Origin of the sequence: Prosthecobacter sp. SYSU 5D2, from assembly GCF_039655865.1 — a bacterium.
Classification (GTDB): Bacteria; Verrucomicrobiota; Verrucomicrobiia; order Verrucomicrobiales; family Verrucomicrobiaceae; genus Prosthecobacter.
This window is the reverse complement of sequence record NZ_JBBYXL010000011.1, coordinates 26,409-42,532: the sequence shown is the minus strand read 5'-3', so window position 1 is coordinate 42,532 and position 16,124 is coordinate 26,409. Positions and strand designations below refer to the sequence as shown.

10 protein-coding genes are annotated in these 16,124 nt (G+C 61.6%); 3 read left to right on the top strand and 7 right to left on the bottom strand.

Annotated elements, in window-relative coordinates:
• Positions 1–147 precede the first annotated feature (147 nt).
• Positions 148–2,751, bottom strand: a complete 2,604-nt coding sequence (locus WJU23_RS18455) for a pitrilysin family protein (RefSeq protein ID WP_346334088.1) — start codon at positions 2,749–2,751, stop codon at positions 148–150.
• Positions 2,752–2,938: 187 nt separating this feature from the next.
• On the opposite strand from WJU23_RS18455, the gene fbaA reads away from it, so the two are divergent.
• From fbaA to WJU23_RS18440, 3 genes are all read left to right on the top strand, one after another.
• Positions 2,939–3,970: a class II fructose-bisphosphate aldolase gene (gene fbaA, locus WJU23_RS18450; protein WP_346334087.1), complete on the top strand. Its 1,032-nt coding sequence runs from the start codon at positions 2,939–2,941 to the stop codon at positions 3,968–3,970.
• 111 nt (positions 3,971–4,081) lie between these two features.
• Entirely contained in the window at positions 4,082–5,518 is a 1,437-nt protein-coding gene (locus WJU23_RS18445; protein WP_346334086.1) for an efflux transporter outer membrane subunit, read from the top strand.
• Between the two features lie 14 nt (positions 5,519–5,532).
• The gene (locus tag WJU23_RS18440; RefSeq protein WP_346334085.1) at positions 5,533–7,179 is read left to right on the top strand and encodes an endonuclease/exonuclease/phosphatase family protein; all 1,647 of its coding nucleotides are present in this window, start codon (positions 5,533–5,535) and stop codon (positions 7,177–7,179) included.
• 71 nt (positions 7,180–7,250) lie between these two features.
• Here WJU23_RS18440 and WJU23_RS18435 read toward each other — a convergent pair whose 3' ends face one another.
• From WJU23_RS18435 to WJU23_RS18410, 6 genes are read right to left on the bottom strand one after another with little or no spacing between them, the layout of a single operon-like run.
• Positions 7,251–8,537 carry a response regulator gene (locus WJU23_RS18435; protein ID WP_346334084.1) on the bottom strand — a complete coding sequence of 429 codons (1,287 nt, stop codon included), beginning with the start codon at positions 8,535–8,537 and terminating at the stop codon, positions 7,251–7,253.
• A 15-nt stretch (positions 8,538–8,552) separates the two neighbouring features.
• Entirely contained in the window at positions 8,553–9,896 is a 1,344-nt protein-coding gene (locus tag WJU23_RS18430) for an ATP-binding protein (protein ID WP_346334083.1), read from the bottom strand.
• A 4-nt stretch (positions 9,897–9,900) separates the two neighbouring features.
• Positions 9,901–10,428 carry a gluconokinase gene (locus WJU23_RS18425; protein WP_346334082.1) on the bottom strand — a complete coding sequence of 176 codons (528 nt, stop codon included), beginning with the start codon at positions 10,426–10,428 and terminating at the stop codon, positions 9,901–9,903.
• Positions 10,429–10,478: 50 nt separating this feature from the next.
• Positions 10,479–12,095, bottom strand: a complete 1,617-nt coding sequence (locus WJU23_RS18420) for a lipase maturation factor family protein (RefSeq protein WP_346334081.1) — start codon at positions 12,093–12,095, stop codon at positions 10,479–10,481.
• Between the two features lie 58 nt (positions 12,096–12,153).
• Positions 12,154–14,802 (bottom strand): AAA family ATPase, encoded by a 2,649-nt coding sequence (locus WJU23_RS18415; protein WP_346334080.1) that lies wholly within the window; start codon positions 14,800–14,802, stop codon positions 12,154–12,156.
• Between the two features lie 9 nt (positions 14,803–14,811).
• Positions 14,812–16,119 (bottom strand): glutamate--tRNA ligase family protein, encoded by a 1,308-nt coding sequence (locus WJU23_RS18410; protein ID WP_346334079.1) that lies wholly within the window; start codon positions 16,117–16,119, stop codon positions 14,812–14,814.
• Positions 16,120–16,124 lie beyond the last annotated feature (5 nt).

The window sequence follows — 16,124 nt, the reverse complement described above, 5'->3', positions numbered from 1 at the left end:
ACGAAGAGGGCCGAGGGCGTCAAGAAACGGAAAACCCCATGTCGCTATCTGAAAGCGGCATGGAGGTCCAGTTTGCAGTATGCGGTTTTCAGTGTTCACCGGGAGGCAACCACTTCTGAAGTCTGAATACCGAAAACTGAAAACTGTTTACTCGGCCTCCGGCATCACCGTCACGATGTGCGCCTCGGCCGGGTTAAAGTAGGTCTTCGCGGCGCGGCGGAGGTCTTCGTCGGTCAGGGCTTCGATCTTGGCGGGGAGCTGGCGGAAGTGTTCGTAGCCCAGGCCGTTGATCTCGTTCCAGCCGTAGGAATCGGCCAAGCTGCCATTGCCCTGCTGCGCGCGCAGCCAGCCGGAGCGCCAGGTGGTCTTGGCACGCTGGATTTCATCGGCAGCCAGGCCGTTGGTGACCAAGTCCTGGATCTGCGCCAGCATCTCCTGCTGGGCGAGCGGGGCTTTTTCTGGATCGGTGCCCACATAGAAATAAAACGCACCGGCACCGAGCGCGGAGAAGTGCTGGGCACCTACATAATAGGCCAGCCCGAGCTCCTCGCGGATGCGGTTGAAAAGGCGGCTGCCCATGTCGCTGCAGGCCTCGTCAATGAGGGACAGAGCCTGGCTGTCCGGATGATGCAGACCCACGGTGCGGAAGCCGATGACGATGATGGCCTGTTCCTTGTCCAGGCGCAGCTCATGGCGGCCGGGTATGACGTCGGCAGTCAGCGGGAATTTGGTTTTGGCATCGTAATGCGTGCTGCCTTTTTTGAGCTTGCCCAGGGCCTTTTCCACCTGCTTGAGGATGGTCGCCGCCTTGACGTCGCCATGGATGGAAAGGACACCATTGGCCCCGACGATGGACTTGCTGAGCATGGCCCGGCAGGTGTCCACCTTCAGCGCCTTCACGGATTCCTCCGTGCCCAGCGCGGTGCGGGCGAAGGGTGTGCCGGCAAAGATCTCCTTGCGTGCGTGGCGCATGGCCACGGTGAGCGGATCTTCTTTCTCTTCCAGAATGGAGGCGATCTGGCGCTTTTGCACTTCCTTGAGCTGCGCGGCCGGCAGGGTGGCGTTTTGGAGGAGGTCGGCGATGAGGTTCAGCCCCTTCGTTTCATCCCCGCGCATCACGTCCGTGCCTAACAAATAACGATGTGCATCGGCGGTGCATTGCAGAGAGCCGCCCAGGTTCTCCAGCTCGGAGGCGATCTGCGCGGCGGTGCGGGTCTTGGTGCCTTTTAAAAGCATGGCGGCGGAGACCTGCGTGGCTCCTCCATTGGCCGCTGTTTCTGCGGGCACACCGGCCAGGAAGCTGGCGCGGATGGAGACCAGCGGCAGGCGCGGATTTTCCCCGATGAGCACGGTCAGCCCGTTGCCCAGGACAAAGCGCTGCACCTCGTTTTTTGTGCTGGTGCTCTGCAGCGTGCTGGAGGTCTTTTCCACATCCGGACCCACGAGGGCGATGCTGCAGGAGGCCGGGTTCAAATAACGGCGGGCGATGTCGCGGACAGCTGTTGGCGTGAGGGCGCGGACGGCGGCCAGATAATGCTGCGCCTGGTCCAGAGTACCTGCATTCAGCCAGCTGCTGGCCAGGGAGGCGGCCTGCCCTTTGGTGCTGGTGAGGGTGCGGACCTGGCCGCCGATGGTGGCGCGGACCGCCTTGGCCAGCTCTGCCGCCGTGGGGCCTTTGGTCTTGAAGGTTTCGATGACCTCCAGCATGGCCTTCTGGCAGTCATCCGCATCTTTTGGATCACACTCTGCCTCGGTATTAAAGAGGCCGCATTCCTGCGCTCCCCAGGCCCCGGCCCAGACGGAGTGCGCGATGCTGCGTTTTTCCCGCAGCTCCTGATACAGGCGCGAGCTGCGCCCGGATCCGAGCAGGAAACCGAGCACGTCCAGTGCGGCCTTGTCCTCATGCCCTTCGCCGGGGATCTGCCAGCCCAGCGCGATGCGCGTCAGCTCGGTATCAAAGTTTTTCCGGCCTTCCCTGCGTCCGCGCTGCGGGGCCTCTTCTGGCAGCAGGATGGGCTCATACGGGCGGCGCTCCCAGTCGCCTAACAAACGTTGCGCAGCGGCAAAGCAGGCTTCCGCATCCACCGCGCCCGCGATGACGACAAAGCAGTTGTTCGGCACGTAATGCCGGCTCACAAAGCCCGCCACATCGTCGCGGCTCACCTGGTCAAAAATGGCCCGGTGGCCGATGATGGGGTGCTTCAGCGGATGCTGGCGGAAGGACGTGCTCTGCACCAGATGCTGCACGGCGGAGCCAGGGTCATCATTGTCCATGGCCATTTCCCGGCGGATCACGTCCTGCTCCTTTTGCAGCTCCAGGGGGTCAATTTTCGAATGGCGCACCATGTCCGCCAGGATGTCCAGATACCCTTCGGTCTGGTCGGCCAGGCCATCAATCCAGTAAACCGTGCGGTTAAAGGTGGTGTAGGCATTTACATAGCCGCCCAACTCTTGGATGCCCTGGGAAATCTGCGAAGCGCTGCGCCGGACCGTGCCCTTGAAAAGCATGTGTTCCACACAATGCGCCAGGCCGGCCCCGGTCCATTTTTCCTCATGCAGGCTGCCGGCTTTGACCCAAATCTGCACGCTGACGAGCGGATGCTCATGGTCCTCGCGGACGATTACATCCAGGCCGTTTTCAAGCGTGCGCACCTGGGCGGTCAGGGGCGGAACGGTGAGGTCCGCACCCGCTGACGCGGAGGAACGGGGGGATTTGCGGGCGGGGGTGGAGCGGAGACGGCGGGCAGGCATGGAAAAAAGGACATTGGCGCGGGGAAGCCCGCTGGCAAGGGAAGGTGTCGGAGGATCCGGCCTCCCTGGATACGGCCCGGCCGGCCGCTTGGTACCCCGTGGGTTGCGGTTCTCTGGCAACCCAACCTTGCACCGGGCATCATTCTTGCTTCTATTCCATACTGGTTAACCACAAATACATCCCGAAATGCCCGTCGCCACCCCTGCCCAATACCGTGCCATGCTTGATGCCGCCCAGAAAGGCGGTTACGCCTACCCGGCCATCAATGTCACCTCACTTCCTACCATCAACGGTGCGCTGAAGGCATTCGCAGAATCCAAGTCCGACGGCATCATCCAGGTTTCCACCGGCGGCGGTGAATTCGCCTCAGGCACCTCCGTGAAGGACATGGCCCTTGGTGCCATTGTCCTGGCCGAGGCCGTTCACATCCTGGCTGAGCGTTATGACATCCTGGTGGCCCTGCACACCGACCACTGCCATCCAAAGAACGTCGAAAAATTCCTCAAGCCCCTCCTGGCCGCCACCAAGGCCCGCCGTGAGGCCGGCAAAGGCAACCTCTTCAACAGCCACATGTTCGACGGCTCCGAACTGCCGCTGGAAGAAAACATGCGCATCTCCAAGGAGCTGCTCCAGCAGTGTGTCGAACTGGACATCATCCTGGAAATCGAAGCCGGCGTCGTCGGCGGTGAGGAGGACGGTCATGACACCTCCGGCGTCTCCAACGACAAGCTTTACACCACGCCAGAAGACATGCTGGTCGTTTATGAGACCCTCAATGGCATCGGCAGGTTCATGTTCGCCGCCACATTTGGCAACGTCCACGGCGCTTACAAACCCGGTGCCGTGAAGCTGAAGCCCACCATCCTTAAGGACGGTCAGGCCGCCGTCATGGGCAAATATGGCGACAATGCCGAAATGGACCTCGTCTTCCACGGCGGCAGCGGCACCCCTCTCGAAGAGATCCGCGAGACCCTGGATTACGGCGTCATCAAGATGAACATTGATACCGACACCCAGTACGCCTTTACCCGCCCCCTCGTGGACCACATGATGAAGAACTACTCTGGCGTGCTCAAGATTGACGGCGAAGTGGGTGATAAAAAAGCCTACGATCCGCGCAGCTACCTGAAAAAGGGCGAGCAGGGCCTCTGCGAGCGCATGAAGGAAGCCTGCGACGACCTGCGTAGCACTGGCAACACCATCTTTGGCAAGGTCTAGTCCGTCTGACTCATTCCATTCAGTCAAAGCCGGGCCGATGAAAATCAGCCCGGCTTTTTCGTAAAGTGGTGTTCAGGTTGAAGCCGGGGGCAAAGCGGCTAAATGGAGCGGATGCCGTTTTCCCCCCTCTGGTCACCCACCTCCCTGCACAAGGGAATGCTGGTCCTTAGCGTGCCGCTGCTCGCTTCCTGCGGGCTGTTTCCTCCGTTGGGAACCAAGCGCCTGAAAGAGGATGTGTACGAGATGCATGCCCTGGCCCCGGAGAACTGGGCGGCCCTCCCCTCCCTCCCTGAAAAGGCCTCCACCGGCTGGCTGGCTGATTTTAACAGTCCCCGGCTTAGCGCCCTGGTGACACAGGCCATCGCCGCGAATCCGGACCTCACCGCAGCGGCGGAGCGTGTGCAGCAGGCCTATGCCGAGACTATCCAGGCCGGGGCCGCCCTGTATCCGGCCCTGACCACCAACTACAATGCCAGCCGTTCCCAGAGCCCAGGGGACCAGCGTTTCCCAGGCCTCACTCCGATCGCCAACCGCTTCCGTCTTCCCCTCAATATGACCTGGGAAGTTGATTTCTGGGGGCGCATTGCTGATGAGCGCAAGGCCGCCAAGGCCAACCGCCTGGCAGCGGAGGAAAATTTTCACGCCGCCCGTCTTTCCCTCGCCGCCAATACCGTGCGTACCGCCACCACCCTGGCGGAGGCGCAGGCCCTACTGGCACTCGCTGACGAGAACATCCGCACCCGCCGCATGCAGCTAGGCATCCTGGAAAACCAGATGGACCGCGGCATCGAGCCGGACCGCGCCGCCCTGGACGTCAGCCTTGCCCGTGCCGACCTGGCCCGCACGGAGGCCACGCTGAAGCAAAGACAGGCCGCCGTGGACCAGACCCGCCGTGCACTGGAGGTGCTGCTGGGCGGCTACCCGGCCGGCAAGGAAGCTGGCATGGGCAGTCTGCCCGTGCTTCGCCGCAGCATCCCGGCCGGTCTGCCTTCCGAGCTGCTCTTGCGCCGTCCGGACCTGCGTGCCGCCGAGCGCCAGCTTGAAGCCGCCGTCAGCCGCGAAAGCTCCGCCAAAAAAGCCTTTCTGCCCAGCTTCCGCATCACCGGGGAAAGCGGCCGCACCTCGCAGGACATGGACAATCTTCTCGTACCCGAATCCGCCATCTGGTCCATCGCCGGCAACACGGCCATGTCGCTCTTCCAGGGTGGCCGGCTCGTCGCTGGCGTGAGGCTGGAGCGCGCCCGCTATGAGGAACTTCTGGCCACTTATAAAGGCAGCGCCCTCACCGCCTTTCAGGAAGTGGAGACCGCCCTTGCCGCTGACCGCTTCTTATTGGACCAGGCCTCCTCCCTTTCCCGTGCCGCCGAAGAAGCCGAAAGGTCGGAAAAACTGGCGCTCGGTCAGTATGAAAAAGGCCTCACCGATGTGCTGACCCTGCTGGAGGCCAGCCAGCGCGCCTTTGATGCCCGCAGCGCCCTCATCGGCGTCCAGGCGCAGCGCCTGCGCAACCGCGCGGATTTGCATTTGGCGCTCGGTGGTGAATTTTAAATGTGATGTACCCCGTGTCGAATTTTGCCGTTTACCACACCCTGCTGATGGCGGCGGCATGCCTCCTGGCCGCCTGTGGCACGCACCCCAAAAAGAACATCCAGCAGACCCTGGCGGTCTCCCGTTCCGATCCCGTCACCCGGTTTTCCCAAAGCTCCTTCCCTCGTTACCAGGGCACGGATTTCCTCTCGTTTGAAGAATTAAAAACACTGGTCACCACTCCCCAGCCTGGCGGCGAACTGGAGTCCAAAGTCGCCCGGCTGCTGAACCGGCCCATCATTTCCAATGAAGCCTATTATCAGGGGAAAAGGCCCTCCCGGTTGCAAAATCCCCAACAGGGAGACTTCCTGCGCGTGGCCACCTGGAATGTGGAAAAATCTCTCCGCATGCGGGAGGTGACCCAGGCCCTTTCTTCCCAGGCCGGCTTTGAGTCTTTGATAAATCTCAATGCATCTCCCAAGGGCAGTGCTGCCTATGACGAGCTCATGCGCGAGCGAGATCGTCTGGCTTCGGCGGATGTGCTCATTCTTCAAGAAATGGACATCGGCATCAGCCGTTCAGGCTATCGGGATGTGACCCGGGACCTGGCCCAGGCGCTCGGTATGAATTATGTCTATGCCCCCCAGCAACTGGAGATTGATCCTGTTCTGCTTGGCCTGGAGGACATTTCCGATGGTCGCGGTGGCAAGGTCCGTCACCAGCCGGATCAGGCTCGATACAAAGGCGTGTTTGGTCTGGCTGTGCTGTCCCGTTATCCGATCAAACAGGCCCAATGCTTCCAACTCAGAGCGCAGCCATACGACTGGCATGCAGGCGAAAAGGCCAGCACTGCCCTGGCAGAAGATGCCCGCCGTCTCGCTACCGAATTCGTTTTTGAAAACCAGATCATGCGGGAGATGAAAGTCGGTGGCCGCATCTTTTTCCGCGTGGATCTGGAGGTGCCTGGGCTGCCAGGGAACACCCTGACCATCATCAACAACCATCTGGAGATCAAAGCCCGCCCGCGTGACCGTGAGGCCCAGATGGCGGAGATCTTGTCCTACATCCGTGATATCCCGCACACAGTCGTCATGGCCGGAGATCACAACACCGCCCATGAAGACCTGAGCCCCACTTCCGTCACCCGTATTTTCTCCCGCACCTCCACCAATCCGGAGACCTGGCTCGGCGTCAGCATGAACCTCCTCATGGCCGCTCCCATCGCCCTGAATTCTGGCCGTGTTCTGCTCAACACGGCCAAAAATTTCCACAGTCCCATGGCCCTCCACATTCCCGTCATCCTGCCTAACAAGACGCGCGGACTCTTTAACCGCGTTGAAGAATTCCGCTTCGCCGATGGCGGCCGCTTTGACCTGCGCGGGGACAAGGAGCGCTCCATCAACCGCTCCAACGCCAAACTGGCCAATTCCAATGAAAAGGCCATCAAAGGCCAGACCCCCACCTTCAGCGTGCAGCGGCCCATCGGCCCCATCGGCCGCTCGCGGCTGGACTGGATGTTTGTCAAAGCTCCCCCCTCCGCCCAGACGGAGGGCAGCGGCTACCGCCTGGCTCCGCATTTTGGCGAGACGCTCACCGGCATTGTTCAAGGCCTGACCGTCAGGCTCTCAGACCACAGCCCCTGTGTGCTGGACATTCCCATCACTGAACCTCCCGGCATCTGATCAAGGAGCGGCACTTGCCAGGTGGCCGGTGCAAGCAAGGAGAGGCACTTGCCAAGTGCCTTCTTGGATCTCTACTCCCGCCCCAATAGCTCCCTGAGCTTCCTTCTTAGCGTCGCCCGGTTCATGTTCAGGGCGGCAGCCATGCGCGTGGGTTTGTCATCAAACCGTGTCAGCAGTTCCCCCAGGAGCAGCTTTTCCACGGCGGCCAGCAGCGTGTCATACTCGGGCATCGCCCTTTCCTCACAGGTCAGCTTCTGGTCCAGCCAGGCCACCAAGGCGCGGTCAAGTGACTGCTCCAAATGGGTGGAGGCCACAATCACGTCCGGCAAATGGCGTGGCAGCACGGGAGGTGCCGGACAGACGGCTGCCACATGCTGCATGGCGGTGGCCAGCTCCCGCACATTCCCCGGCCAGGCATAAGCTTTCAAGCTCGCCAGAACCTCCTGGGACAGAGACAGCTCCCGCTCGGGTGCATGCCGTAGCAGCATCGCTGTGGCGAGAGCTGGAATGTCTTCTGTACGTTCCGCCAGGGCGGGCAGAGCCACATGCAGCACACTGAGCTGATAATAAAGATCTTCGCGGAAACGTCCTTCACGCACCATTTCCAGCAGAGGCATCGAGGAGGTTGCCAGCACCCGCACACCACCCTTCGTCAGCGCATTGGAAAGAACTGCCTGAACTGGCAGCGGCAGAGAACCTGCCTCCTCAATGAGCAACGTGCCTCCTTTGGCTCGCTCCAGGCTTTGGACCAGCATGTCTCCCGCCTGTTCGGCAGTCCATTCATCACAGCGGAAACGTATGGGCGCATGTCCCCCGTGGCGGGTGGCGATAACCTCCGCCGCCAGCGTTTTACCAGTCCCGGGCTGGCCGGTCAGCAGCACCGGCACCTGGGTGGCGCAGGCTTGGGCGATCACAGAAAAAGCGCGCTGCATCAGCGGCGTGCTGCCTGTCATGGAGGCGGGGCCTGGCACGGCAGCCTCTGCCTGCGTCTCCTGCCGTGGCAGGGTCAGCAGCGCCCTCAGTTGTGGCTGGATTTCAGCCAGGTTCAGCGGCTTTAAAAAGTAATCATGCGCCCCCAGCCGCCTTGCTTCCAGGGCATTGTCCAGCGTCCCATGGGCCGTGATGACCAGCACGGCGGGTGGGTCCGGCTCCTTTTGCAGCTCTGACAGCACCTGCAGACCGCTCATGTCCGGCAGACCGATGTCCAGCAGCACGGCGTCGAACTTCTGCTTTCGCGCTTTGTCCAGTCCCCCCTGGCCCGAGGCCGCCACCACCGGCTCCGCCCCCAGCCGCCTCACCACGGAGGCCAGCGCCGCTGCCAGGGCGTATTCGTCTTCGATGATCAGCACTCGGTTCATGGGCATGATTCACGGTCATGAAATGACCATCGGCAAAGTGATCTCCACCCGCGCTCCGCCTTTGGGATGATTTTTGAGCATCATCTTTCCTTCATGGGCAGAAATAATCTCTCTGGCCACATTCAGGCCCACGCCCATGCCACCTTCCTTTTCGGAAAAAAACAGCTCCGTTCCGTGATGGAGCGCAGCTTCCGTAAATCCGCGGCCTTCATCTTCGAGGACCAGCTTGAATTCTTTCTCACCGGCCTGGGCCTCCAAAAAGATACGCAGTTGCCCGCCCCCAGGCATGGCCTGGATCGCATTGAGAATCACATTTCGCAGCGCCTGCTGCAGTCTCAGGCGGTCGCCCAGGGAGCGTGAGTTTGTCACTGCCCGGCTCTCCGTTTCCATCGTCACTCCGGCATGGGCCGCCTGCGGCCTCAGCATAGCCACCGTTTCGTCCACCAGGGGCATCAGCTCCAGAGGCTGTTTTTTCGGTGAGGCTGGTCTTGCCAGATACAGCCACTGGTTCACCAGCCCCTCGATCACCTGTACCTCCGCAAGCAGATGCCCCAATGAAACCTGCGATTCCGCATCCAGATCCACACGGTCCATGAGCTGGGCATGGAGCTGGATGCTGGCCAGCGGATTCTTGATCTCATGCGCCAGCCCGGTGGCCACCCGCCCCAGCAGTGCCAGTCTTTCCGACTGCTCACGGCGCTGCCTTTCAATGAGGAGGTCATCCCTGGCCTGGGTAAGCGCGCGCGCCAGTTCGCCTATTTCATCCTTTCTCCGGGTCTCCGGCAGTTCCTTTCCGGCCGGGTCAAAAAAGTCTGTCAGCCCTCGCGTCAGCCTTCTCGCCGGACCCACCACCTGCTGTCCCAGGATCCAGGCAAAGACCGCTGAAAACAGCCAGAAAGCCATCAGCGCATACAACGTCGCCGGATGCCACAGGCTGAGCATCAGTGCCGTTGGCTCGCGGATAAAAATCATCTCATGCGCATCATCCAGCCGCATCACCAGCGCCTCACGTCTTGATGACAGGAGGTGGATATCCGTTCCTCCCGTCACTTGGCGGAGGTCCTCTTCTTCCTCCGGAGGCAGCGCGGGTTCCGTCTCTCCGGCCCGGTTGCGGAAGTGGATGTCCATCCGCAGAAGTTGCCGCAAATCTGCCGCCAGTTTGGCACTGCGCGGCAGGTTCAGGCGCTTCACAAAATCCACATCATTTTGTGAGACGGTCACAAACACCCGGCGCGCTTCTTCCTGCTGGTGATGCCCAAGCCAGGTTACCAATAGCAGCGATCCCACCGCTACAAACCCCACCATCACCACGCCGTATCGCGCCGCGAGACTTTGATGCCAGCGCCTCGTCGTTTGCATAATCTCAGGCCCTTCCCAGGCGCTTCACCACTTCCTCCACAATCTCCTCAGGAGTCTGCTCCAGTGACACATTCCAAAGATCCGCAGACTCCTCCAAAATCGCAAACTGGCTGTCCAGCAGCGTCACCGGCATGTAGTGGCCCTCCCGTTTCGCCATGCGGGAAAAAATCACTTCCTTGGGACCCTTCAGATGCACAAAGATCATGTCGGACGCCGCATCATCCGCCCGCAGCTTCTCCCGGTAGATCTCCTTCAGCGCCGAGCAGGCCAGGATATAAAGCGGCGTCTGTTCCCGCATCTCCTCAATCCGTGCCCGCAAGGCTGCATACCATGGCCAGCGGTCCTCATCCGTCAGCGGGATGCCCGCCCCCATCTTCTGCTTGTTGGCCGCTGAATGAAAATCATCCGCATCCTCGCACACACCGCCCAGCCGTTCCGCCAGCAGGTTGCCAATGAGGGTCTTTCCGCAGCCGCTCACACCCATCACAATCAGGGTGCGCGGCAGGGGGGCAGGGGAGTCAGGGTTGGGCATGGGCGACATGGGTTCACTCAATCCGCTGCTGGGACAAAGTCCAGATTTACCTATGGTGCATCCTGCCCGGATTCCGCCGCTGCTTCGCGCTGGGCCGGAGGCGTGATTTTGAAGATGGGCGAATACCCGCCCTTCCACTCCCGTGTCCACCATTCCCCGGTTTGCAGCCGTGTGGCCATGTCCGTAAAACGGTATTGATACAGCACGGCGCGGATCTCACGAATGTCGTCCATCGGCATGGGCGGCGGCTCCATCAGATCCCAAACCGGCTGTTTTCCCTGTGCCAGACCTCCCAGGAATTCTCCAAACCAAAACAATGGCGATCCCGGCTGCGCATCCCGGTTGGGCTGAAAACCGGGATACAAGGCTGCGAACCACATCTGCCAGTCCAGCCGTGGCTGGTGTGGCGCCACCTGCCCAGGCCGCCGCTTCAAGTCACCCGGTTTCCATGGGAACTCCAGCTCCAGCCACCGGTAGCCGTCATCACTTACCTCAATGACGATTTCCGGCCGCTCCTCCGTCATGTCCTGAAAAAGTCCATACGCATTGAAGCTGCGCAGACCCTGCACCGGCGCATAAAGCGATGCCTGCCATTCCACCGGCAGCTTCGCCTTCCAGCCAGGGATGCGCCCGGCCAGGAATCCGTCTGCCGCCAGCAGGCTCAGCAGCAGGGCCGGTCCCGCGACCAGCATCGCCGGCCAGTGCCGCCAGTGCCAGCGCGGCTCCGCCTCACCTCGGCTCTCCTTCACCAGCCGTCTTTTCAAGCTTTGCGGCCACCAGGAATCATCCAGCAAGGCCAGCGCCAGTGCCACCGTCAGCAGGTTGAAGAAATTGTAATTCCCCGTCGCAAATATCGCCACCATCAGAAGGCTGAATCCGGCACACGCACTCATCCTCCCCCAGCGGCCCAGGAAGATGGCAAAGGGCAGCAGAAGCTCGATCCCGTACATTCCCCGGCAGCTCCACGCCAGCGCCCAGTCCGGCAGCTGGTGCATCCACCAGGCCAGCATGTTCGGCAGCGGCTGCGTTTCAAAATGATAGCGCAGCGCACTCATGTCCTCCCACACATTGTCGCCTCCGGCGATCTTCACATACCCCGATAAAAACATCAGCCGGAAGAGCAGAAAATGCAGCAGAAACACCGACCCTTTGGGTGGGGAAGAATGTCGTGCCGGGAGGCGCCACGTCCACCACCGCCAGGGGGCCAGCAGCACCGCGAGAAGGCCCGCCTCCAGCAGCAGTGCATCCCATTGATAGCCCATGAAAATTTCCCCGGTGCTGGCGATGGACAGGTAGCCAAACCACAGCGCCAGCAGCAGCGGCCCCTGGAGCACCCCCGCTATCACCAGCAGCGACAGGCAGACCCCCGCCCAGCAGAGCCCATGCGCCAGCGCGTCACTGTACTGCCAGTGGTAAAGGGACGGATAGCTCCAGAACAGCGAGGTCTCTTCCACCTCCTCATACTTTTGGATGTTTTCCATCAGCCGCCCCGTGGGCAGGATGCCCTCCTCACCGCACAGCCCGTCCAGCTGCACCTCCCAGGATAAAAAGGCGATCACGTATATCCCCGCCAGCAGCCTGGGGAAAAGCCAGCGCACCACGCGGTAGGAAGCCGCCGGTCTGAACCGTGAATAAACGTCGCTCAAAAGCGCCTGGAGCCGTGTCATGTCCGCAGGGTGGCATGAAGCGCCCCACATGAAAAGCCGGGAGGTAAAACGCCGCCAGTCAAAGTCTTATTTCCTTGGCCCCTAGCATCGCATAATCCGCAGGCGTGCAGGTCAGCAAAATGATCTGCAGGCCCCGAGTGGCAGCCAGGTCCAGCATCCTTTGCAGATGCTGCACACGGTCCGGGTCCGAGTGGGCAAAGGCATCGTCAAAGACCACCGGCAGGCACCCGTCATGCGCCTCCGCCAGGATCTCCGCCAGCGCCAGCCGGAAGGCCGCCGCCACCTGCTCTTTCGCGCCGTTGCTCAGGCTGTCAAAGTCGAACGCGCTTTGCCCTGCCCGGCTCACGGTCAGCTTTTCAAAAGCATTCCCCTGCAGGCTCACTTGCACCAGCACATCCGGGCCGAACAAACGTTGCAAATACCCCTCCACCCTGTCTGCCAGGGGACGGGTAAACTGGTCCGCCAGCTTCTGCTGTTCCTCCAGGATGAGCTGGTGAACCCGGCGCAGGGCCTCGGCCTGCCGGCCCGCCGCTTCACGGTGGGCCTGAGCCGCCTGGCTGCGTGCGCACGCCAGCGCCAGCGCAGCTTCCGGGTCATTGCTGCCATCACTGCGCAGCATCGCCGCTGCTGCGATGCGTTTTTCATGCGCACTGCTTTTCTTGTCGCTCTGGGCCTTCCATGCCCGGTCATATTGCGCCTGCTCCGCATCCAGGAATTGCGGTTGCAGTTTCTCCAGCGCCTGCCGCGTCCCGGCCAGCGCCGCTTCCGCAGACGTCTTCTGTGCCAGCCTTTGCTGCACAGCCAGCGCACGCGCCGCATCATCGCCTTCACGCTCCAGCAGCACTTTCAGATGGATCTCCAGTTCCATCATTTCCTGCTCCGTTTTCCGCATGGATTCCGCCTGGGCAGTGAGAGCGGCTTCCGCTTTTTTCAGAGCAGCGGCACACTGGTCCCTCTGCATACGGCTGGCCTGCTGGTCACGCTCTGCCTCCGCCAGGATCTTTTGCGCCTCCGCCAGGGCAGGGGAGGACTCTTCGCAGGTTTCACGGCGCCGTTCCGCTTCTGCCCTGGCCGCAGCCAGTTCACGGCTGGCCGCCTTCAGCTCGGCAGGAATCTTTTCAGCCCCCAGCCCCTTCAGCTCTGCGAGCCTGGCTTTGATTTCACCCTGCACCTGCCCCCGCCGCGCCAGCACCTCGCCTGCTTCTTCCAGCGACTTCAAGCCCAGCCTGGCAAAGGCATCCTCCATCACCCGCCGCGTATCCAGCTCCTTCTTCCGCGCCTGGGCCAGCGATGTCCCCCCGCCCGGCAGGATGCGCAGCCGGCTGCCACCGATGCGCAGTTCTGTTTCCGCCGTGAGCGTGCGTTTCTCTCCTGTTGCAAGAGCCTCCTGTCCCAGGCGGATGTCTGCATCGGAGGTCAGCACTTCAATGCCCGTCGCCACACTGTCCAGGACCGCCTGCGCCTGGCCCAGCGCCTTTTCCAGATCCTGCAGTTGCTTTACCGCCCCCGCATCCACCGGCGGCAGTGCCGCCAGCTGCGTTTCCAGATTTGTTTTTTGCGCCGTCAGCGCTTGCATCTGCCTGTCCCTTTCCCGCAGGCGGTCATGACCACGGATCTTTTCCTCCACAGTGGCCAGCGCCTGCGCCAGCTCCGCAAGACTGCGCGCTGAGCGGTGCCGTGTCTCTGCTTCCACGTACTTTTCCTCCGCTTCCGCCGCCTCTCTTTGCGCCTCCGCCAGCCGGGTTTCAAAACGCCCCAGGTCCTCCCGCTGCGGGGCCGCAGCCGCTTGTTTGGCTGCCAGTGCCGACCTCAATTCCGATACTTTTTGTTCGGCGAGAAGCCGCTCCTCATACGCCCGCCGCGCCTCCTCCGCCAGCCGCGCCTGGTTTTCCTCCTCGCGCTTCAGCCCGGCCACCTGGACCGCCCTCTCCTCCAGCGCCACGCGCTGGCCCTCCATCATTTTCAGCGCCTCCTCCGCCTCCTCCATCTGGCGGCTGGCCTGCTCATGCTGCATCACTGCCTGCTGCAGGTTCTCCAGCACACCGCGAGCCCGCTCCTCCACCTCCTTGGCCTCCTTTTCCGCCTGGATGGCCTGGCCGTAGTCAGATCCTTTCTTTGCTTCTCCGCTGGTCTTGTGAAAAACAGCCTCCACCTGCGCTGCAAAATATCCCGCCACCTTCGTATCCAATGCGGACTGGATCACCGCTGCCCCGCCCTGGGATTGCAGGCGCTGCACCAGGCTGTCCCGCTCCGCCTCCGCCTGCGTCAGCGGGTCATGGGCGGAGCTGCCCTGCCACACCCACAGGTGCCCCCACTGCTCCTGCGGCTTGCGGCCTCCAGCCCCTATTTTCAGCAGTTGCGCCAGCCTTTCCTCCGCCTCATCCCCCTGCCAGCTTCCGCCTCCGGCCTCCGTCAGCCGCACCGTCCCACTGGCTCCTTTAAAGCACTTCACCAGATGGTACCGCTTCGCTCCCGCCTCAAATTCCACCTCCACCTCCGGCTTCCCCGCATACGTAAGGGAGGTCATCCGCCGGTGCACCTCAGAGTTCCCTTTGGCCTTTAAAAAAAGCGCCCGGTGCACGGCTTCCACCAAAGTGCTTTTGCCGGATTCATTCGCCCCGCCGATCAAAGTCCGCTCCGCATCCAGCTCCACCCGCAGCTCCTGGTGGCGGCGGTAATTGCGGAGAGTGATGGCGTGCAGGCGCATGGCTTTGCCTCAAAGAGCCAGGGTGCGCTGGATTCTCTGCACCGTGCTTTCTTTTCCAATCAAAAAGGCAATCGTGCTGACACCCGGACCGCGTGACTGGCCGCTGAGGGCAAAGCGCAGCAGTGGCATCAGGGCACCGGGTTTGACGGCAGCCTTTTTGGCGGCTTCCTCGATGGCCGTGTGCACCGCAGTCTCCGTCCAGTCGGGAAAGGCGGCAAAGGTGGTCATCGCAGCTTCCAGCAGGGCCGTGTTTTCCGGCTTGGCCTTCAGTTTCGTGACGACTTCATCTTCATAAGGGTAGTCTTCGCGGAAGAAGTAATGTACCCAGGCCGGGATCTCCGTCAGCAGGCTCACCTTTTCCTTCACACTGTAAACCGCAGCGGCGGCCATGGCCTCACCACGGATGTCCAGGCCGGCCTGGTCCAAAAACGGACGGGCTGCATTAAACAAGGCTTCCGGACTCAGGGCGCGCAGATACTGCGCGTTGAACCAACTGCACTTCTGCATGTCAAACCGGGCATTGGAGCTGTGGATTTCACCAGGCTCAAACAAGGCGGTGAGAGCTTGACGGTCCAGAACTTCAGCTTCCGTGCGGGGCGTCCAGCCCAGGAGGCAGAGGTAGTTGAAAACGGCATCCGGAAGGAACCCACCGTTCATGTAGCTGCTCTCGATGGCGCTGCCCGCATCCCGTTTGCTCATCTTGGAGCTGTCACTGTTAAGGATGAGCGGGATGTGCGCATACGTGGGCGGGGTGGCCCCAAAGGCATTGAAGAGGTCAATGTGCTTCCAGGTGTTGGAGAGATGGTCCTCGCCGCGAAACACATGGGTCATCTTCATTTCAATGTCATCCACCACGTTCACAAAGTGAAAGATGTAGCTGCCGTCTGGCCGACGCACGGTCATGTCCGGCTCCTCGGTCGGGGCAAAGGTCACATCTCCGCACACCATGTCATGGACGGTGATGGCCGTGCGGCTGAACTTAAATCTCACCGCTCCATTTTCCTCCACATAGGTGCGGCCCGCCGCCTCCAGCCTGGCCAGATAGGCGTCATAAATGTCTTTGCGCTGGCTCTGATAATAGGGGCCGTAATCGCCCCCCTTTTCAGGACCCTCATCCCAGTCCAGTCCCAGCCATTTCAGGCCTTTCAAGATGCCGGCGGAGGCCTCCTCCGTATTGCGGGCACCGTCCGTGTCCTCAATCCGCAGGATAAAAGTCCCGCCATTCTTGCGGGCATAGAGCCAGTTGAACAATGCCGTGCGGGCACCGCCGACATGAAGGTCACCGGTGGGAGAGGGAGCAAAACGAACGCGGATCATAAAAA

Excerpts from the sequence above, each read along its gene's own strand:
- WJU23_RS18435 (WP_346334084.1), bottom strand. The coding sequence starts at position 8,537 with ATGAACCGAGTGCTGATCATCGAAGACGAATACGCCCTGGCAGCGGCG.
- WJU23_RS18445 (WP_346334086.1), top strand. The coding sequence starts at position 4,082 with ATGCCGTTTTCCCCCCTCTGGTCACCCACCTCCCTGCACAAGGGAATG.
- WJU23_RS18425 (WP_346334082.1), bottom strand. The coding sequence starts at position 10,428 with ATGCCCAACCCTGACTCCCCTGCCCCCCTGCCGCGCACCCTGATTGTG.
- WJU23_RS18410 (WP_346334079.1), bottom strand. The coding sequence starts at position 16,119 with ATGATCCGCGTTCGTTTTGCTCCCTCTCCCACCGGTGACCTTCATGTC.
- WJU23_RS18415 (WP_346334080.1), bottom strand. The coding sequence starts at position 14,802 with ATGCGCCTGCACGCCATCACTCTCCGCAATTACCGCCGCCACCAGGAG.
- WJU23_RS18420 (WP_346334081.1), bottom strand. The coding sequence starts at position 12,095 with ATGACACGGCTCCAGGCGCTTTTGAGCGACGTTTATTCACGGTTCAGA.
- WJU23_RS18455 (WP_346334088.1), bottom strand. The coding sequence starts at position 2,751 with ATGCCTGCCCGCCGTCTCCGCTCCACCCCCGCCCGCAAATCCCCCCGT.
- fbaA (WP_346334087.1), top strand. The coding sequence starts at position 2,939 with ATGCCCGTCGCCACCCCTGCCCAATACCGTGCCATGCTTGATGCCGCC.
- WJU23_RS18430 (WP_346334083.1), bottom strand. The coding sequence starts at position 9,896 with ATGCAAACGACGAGGCGCTGGCATCAAAGTCTCGCGGCGCGATACGGC.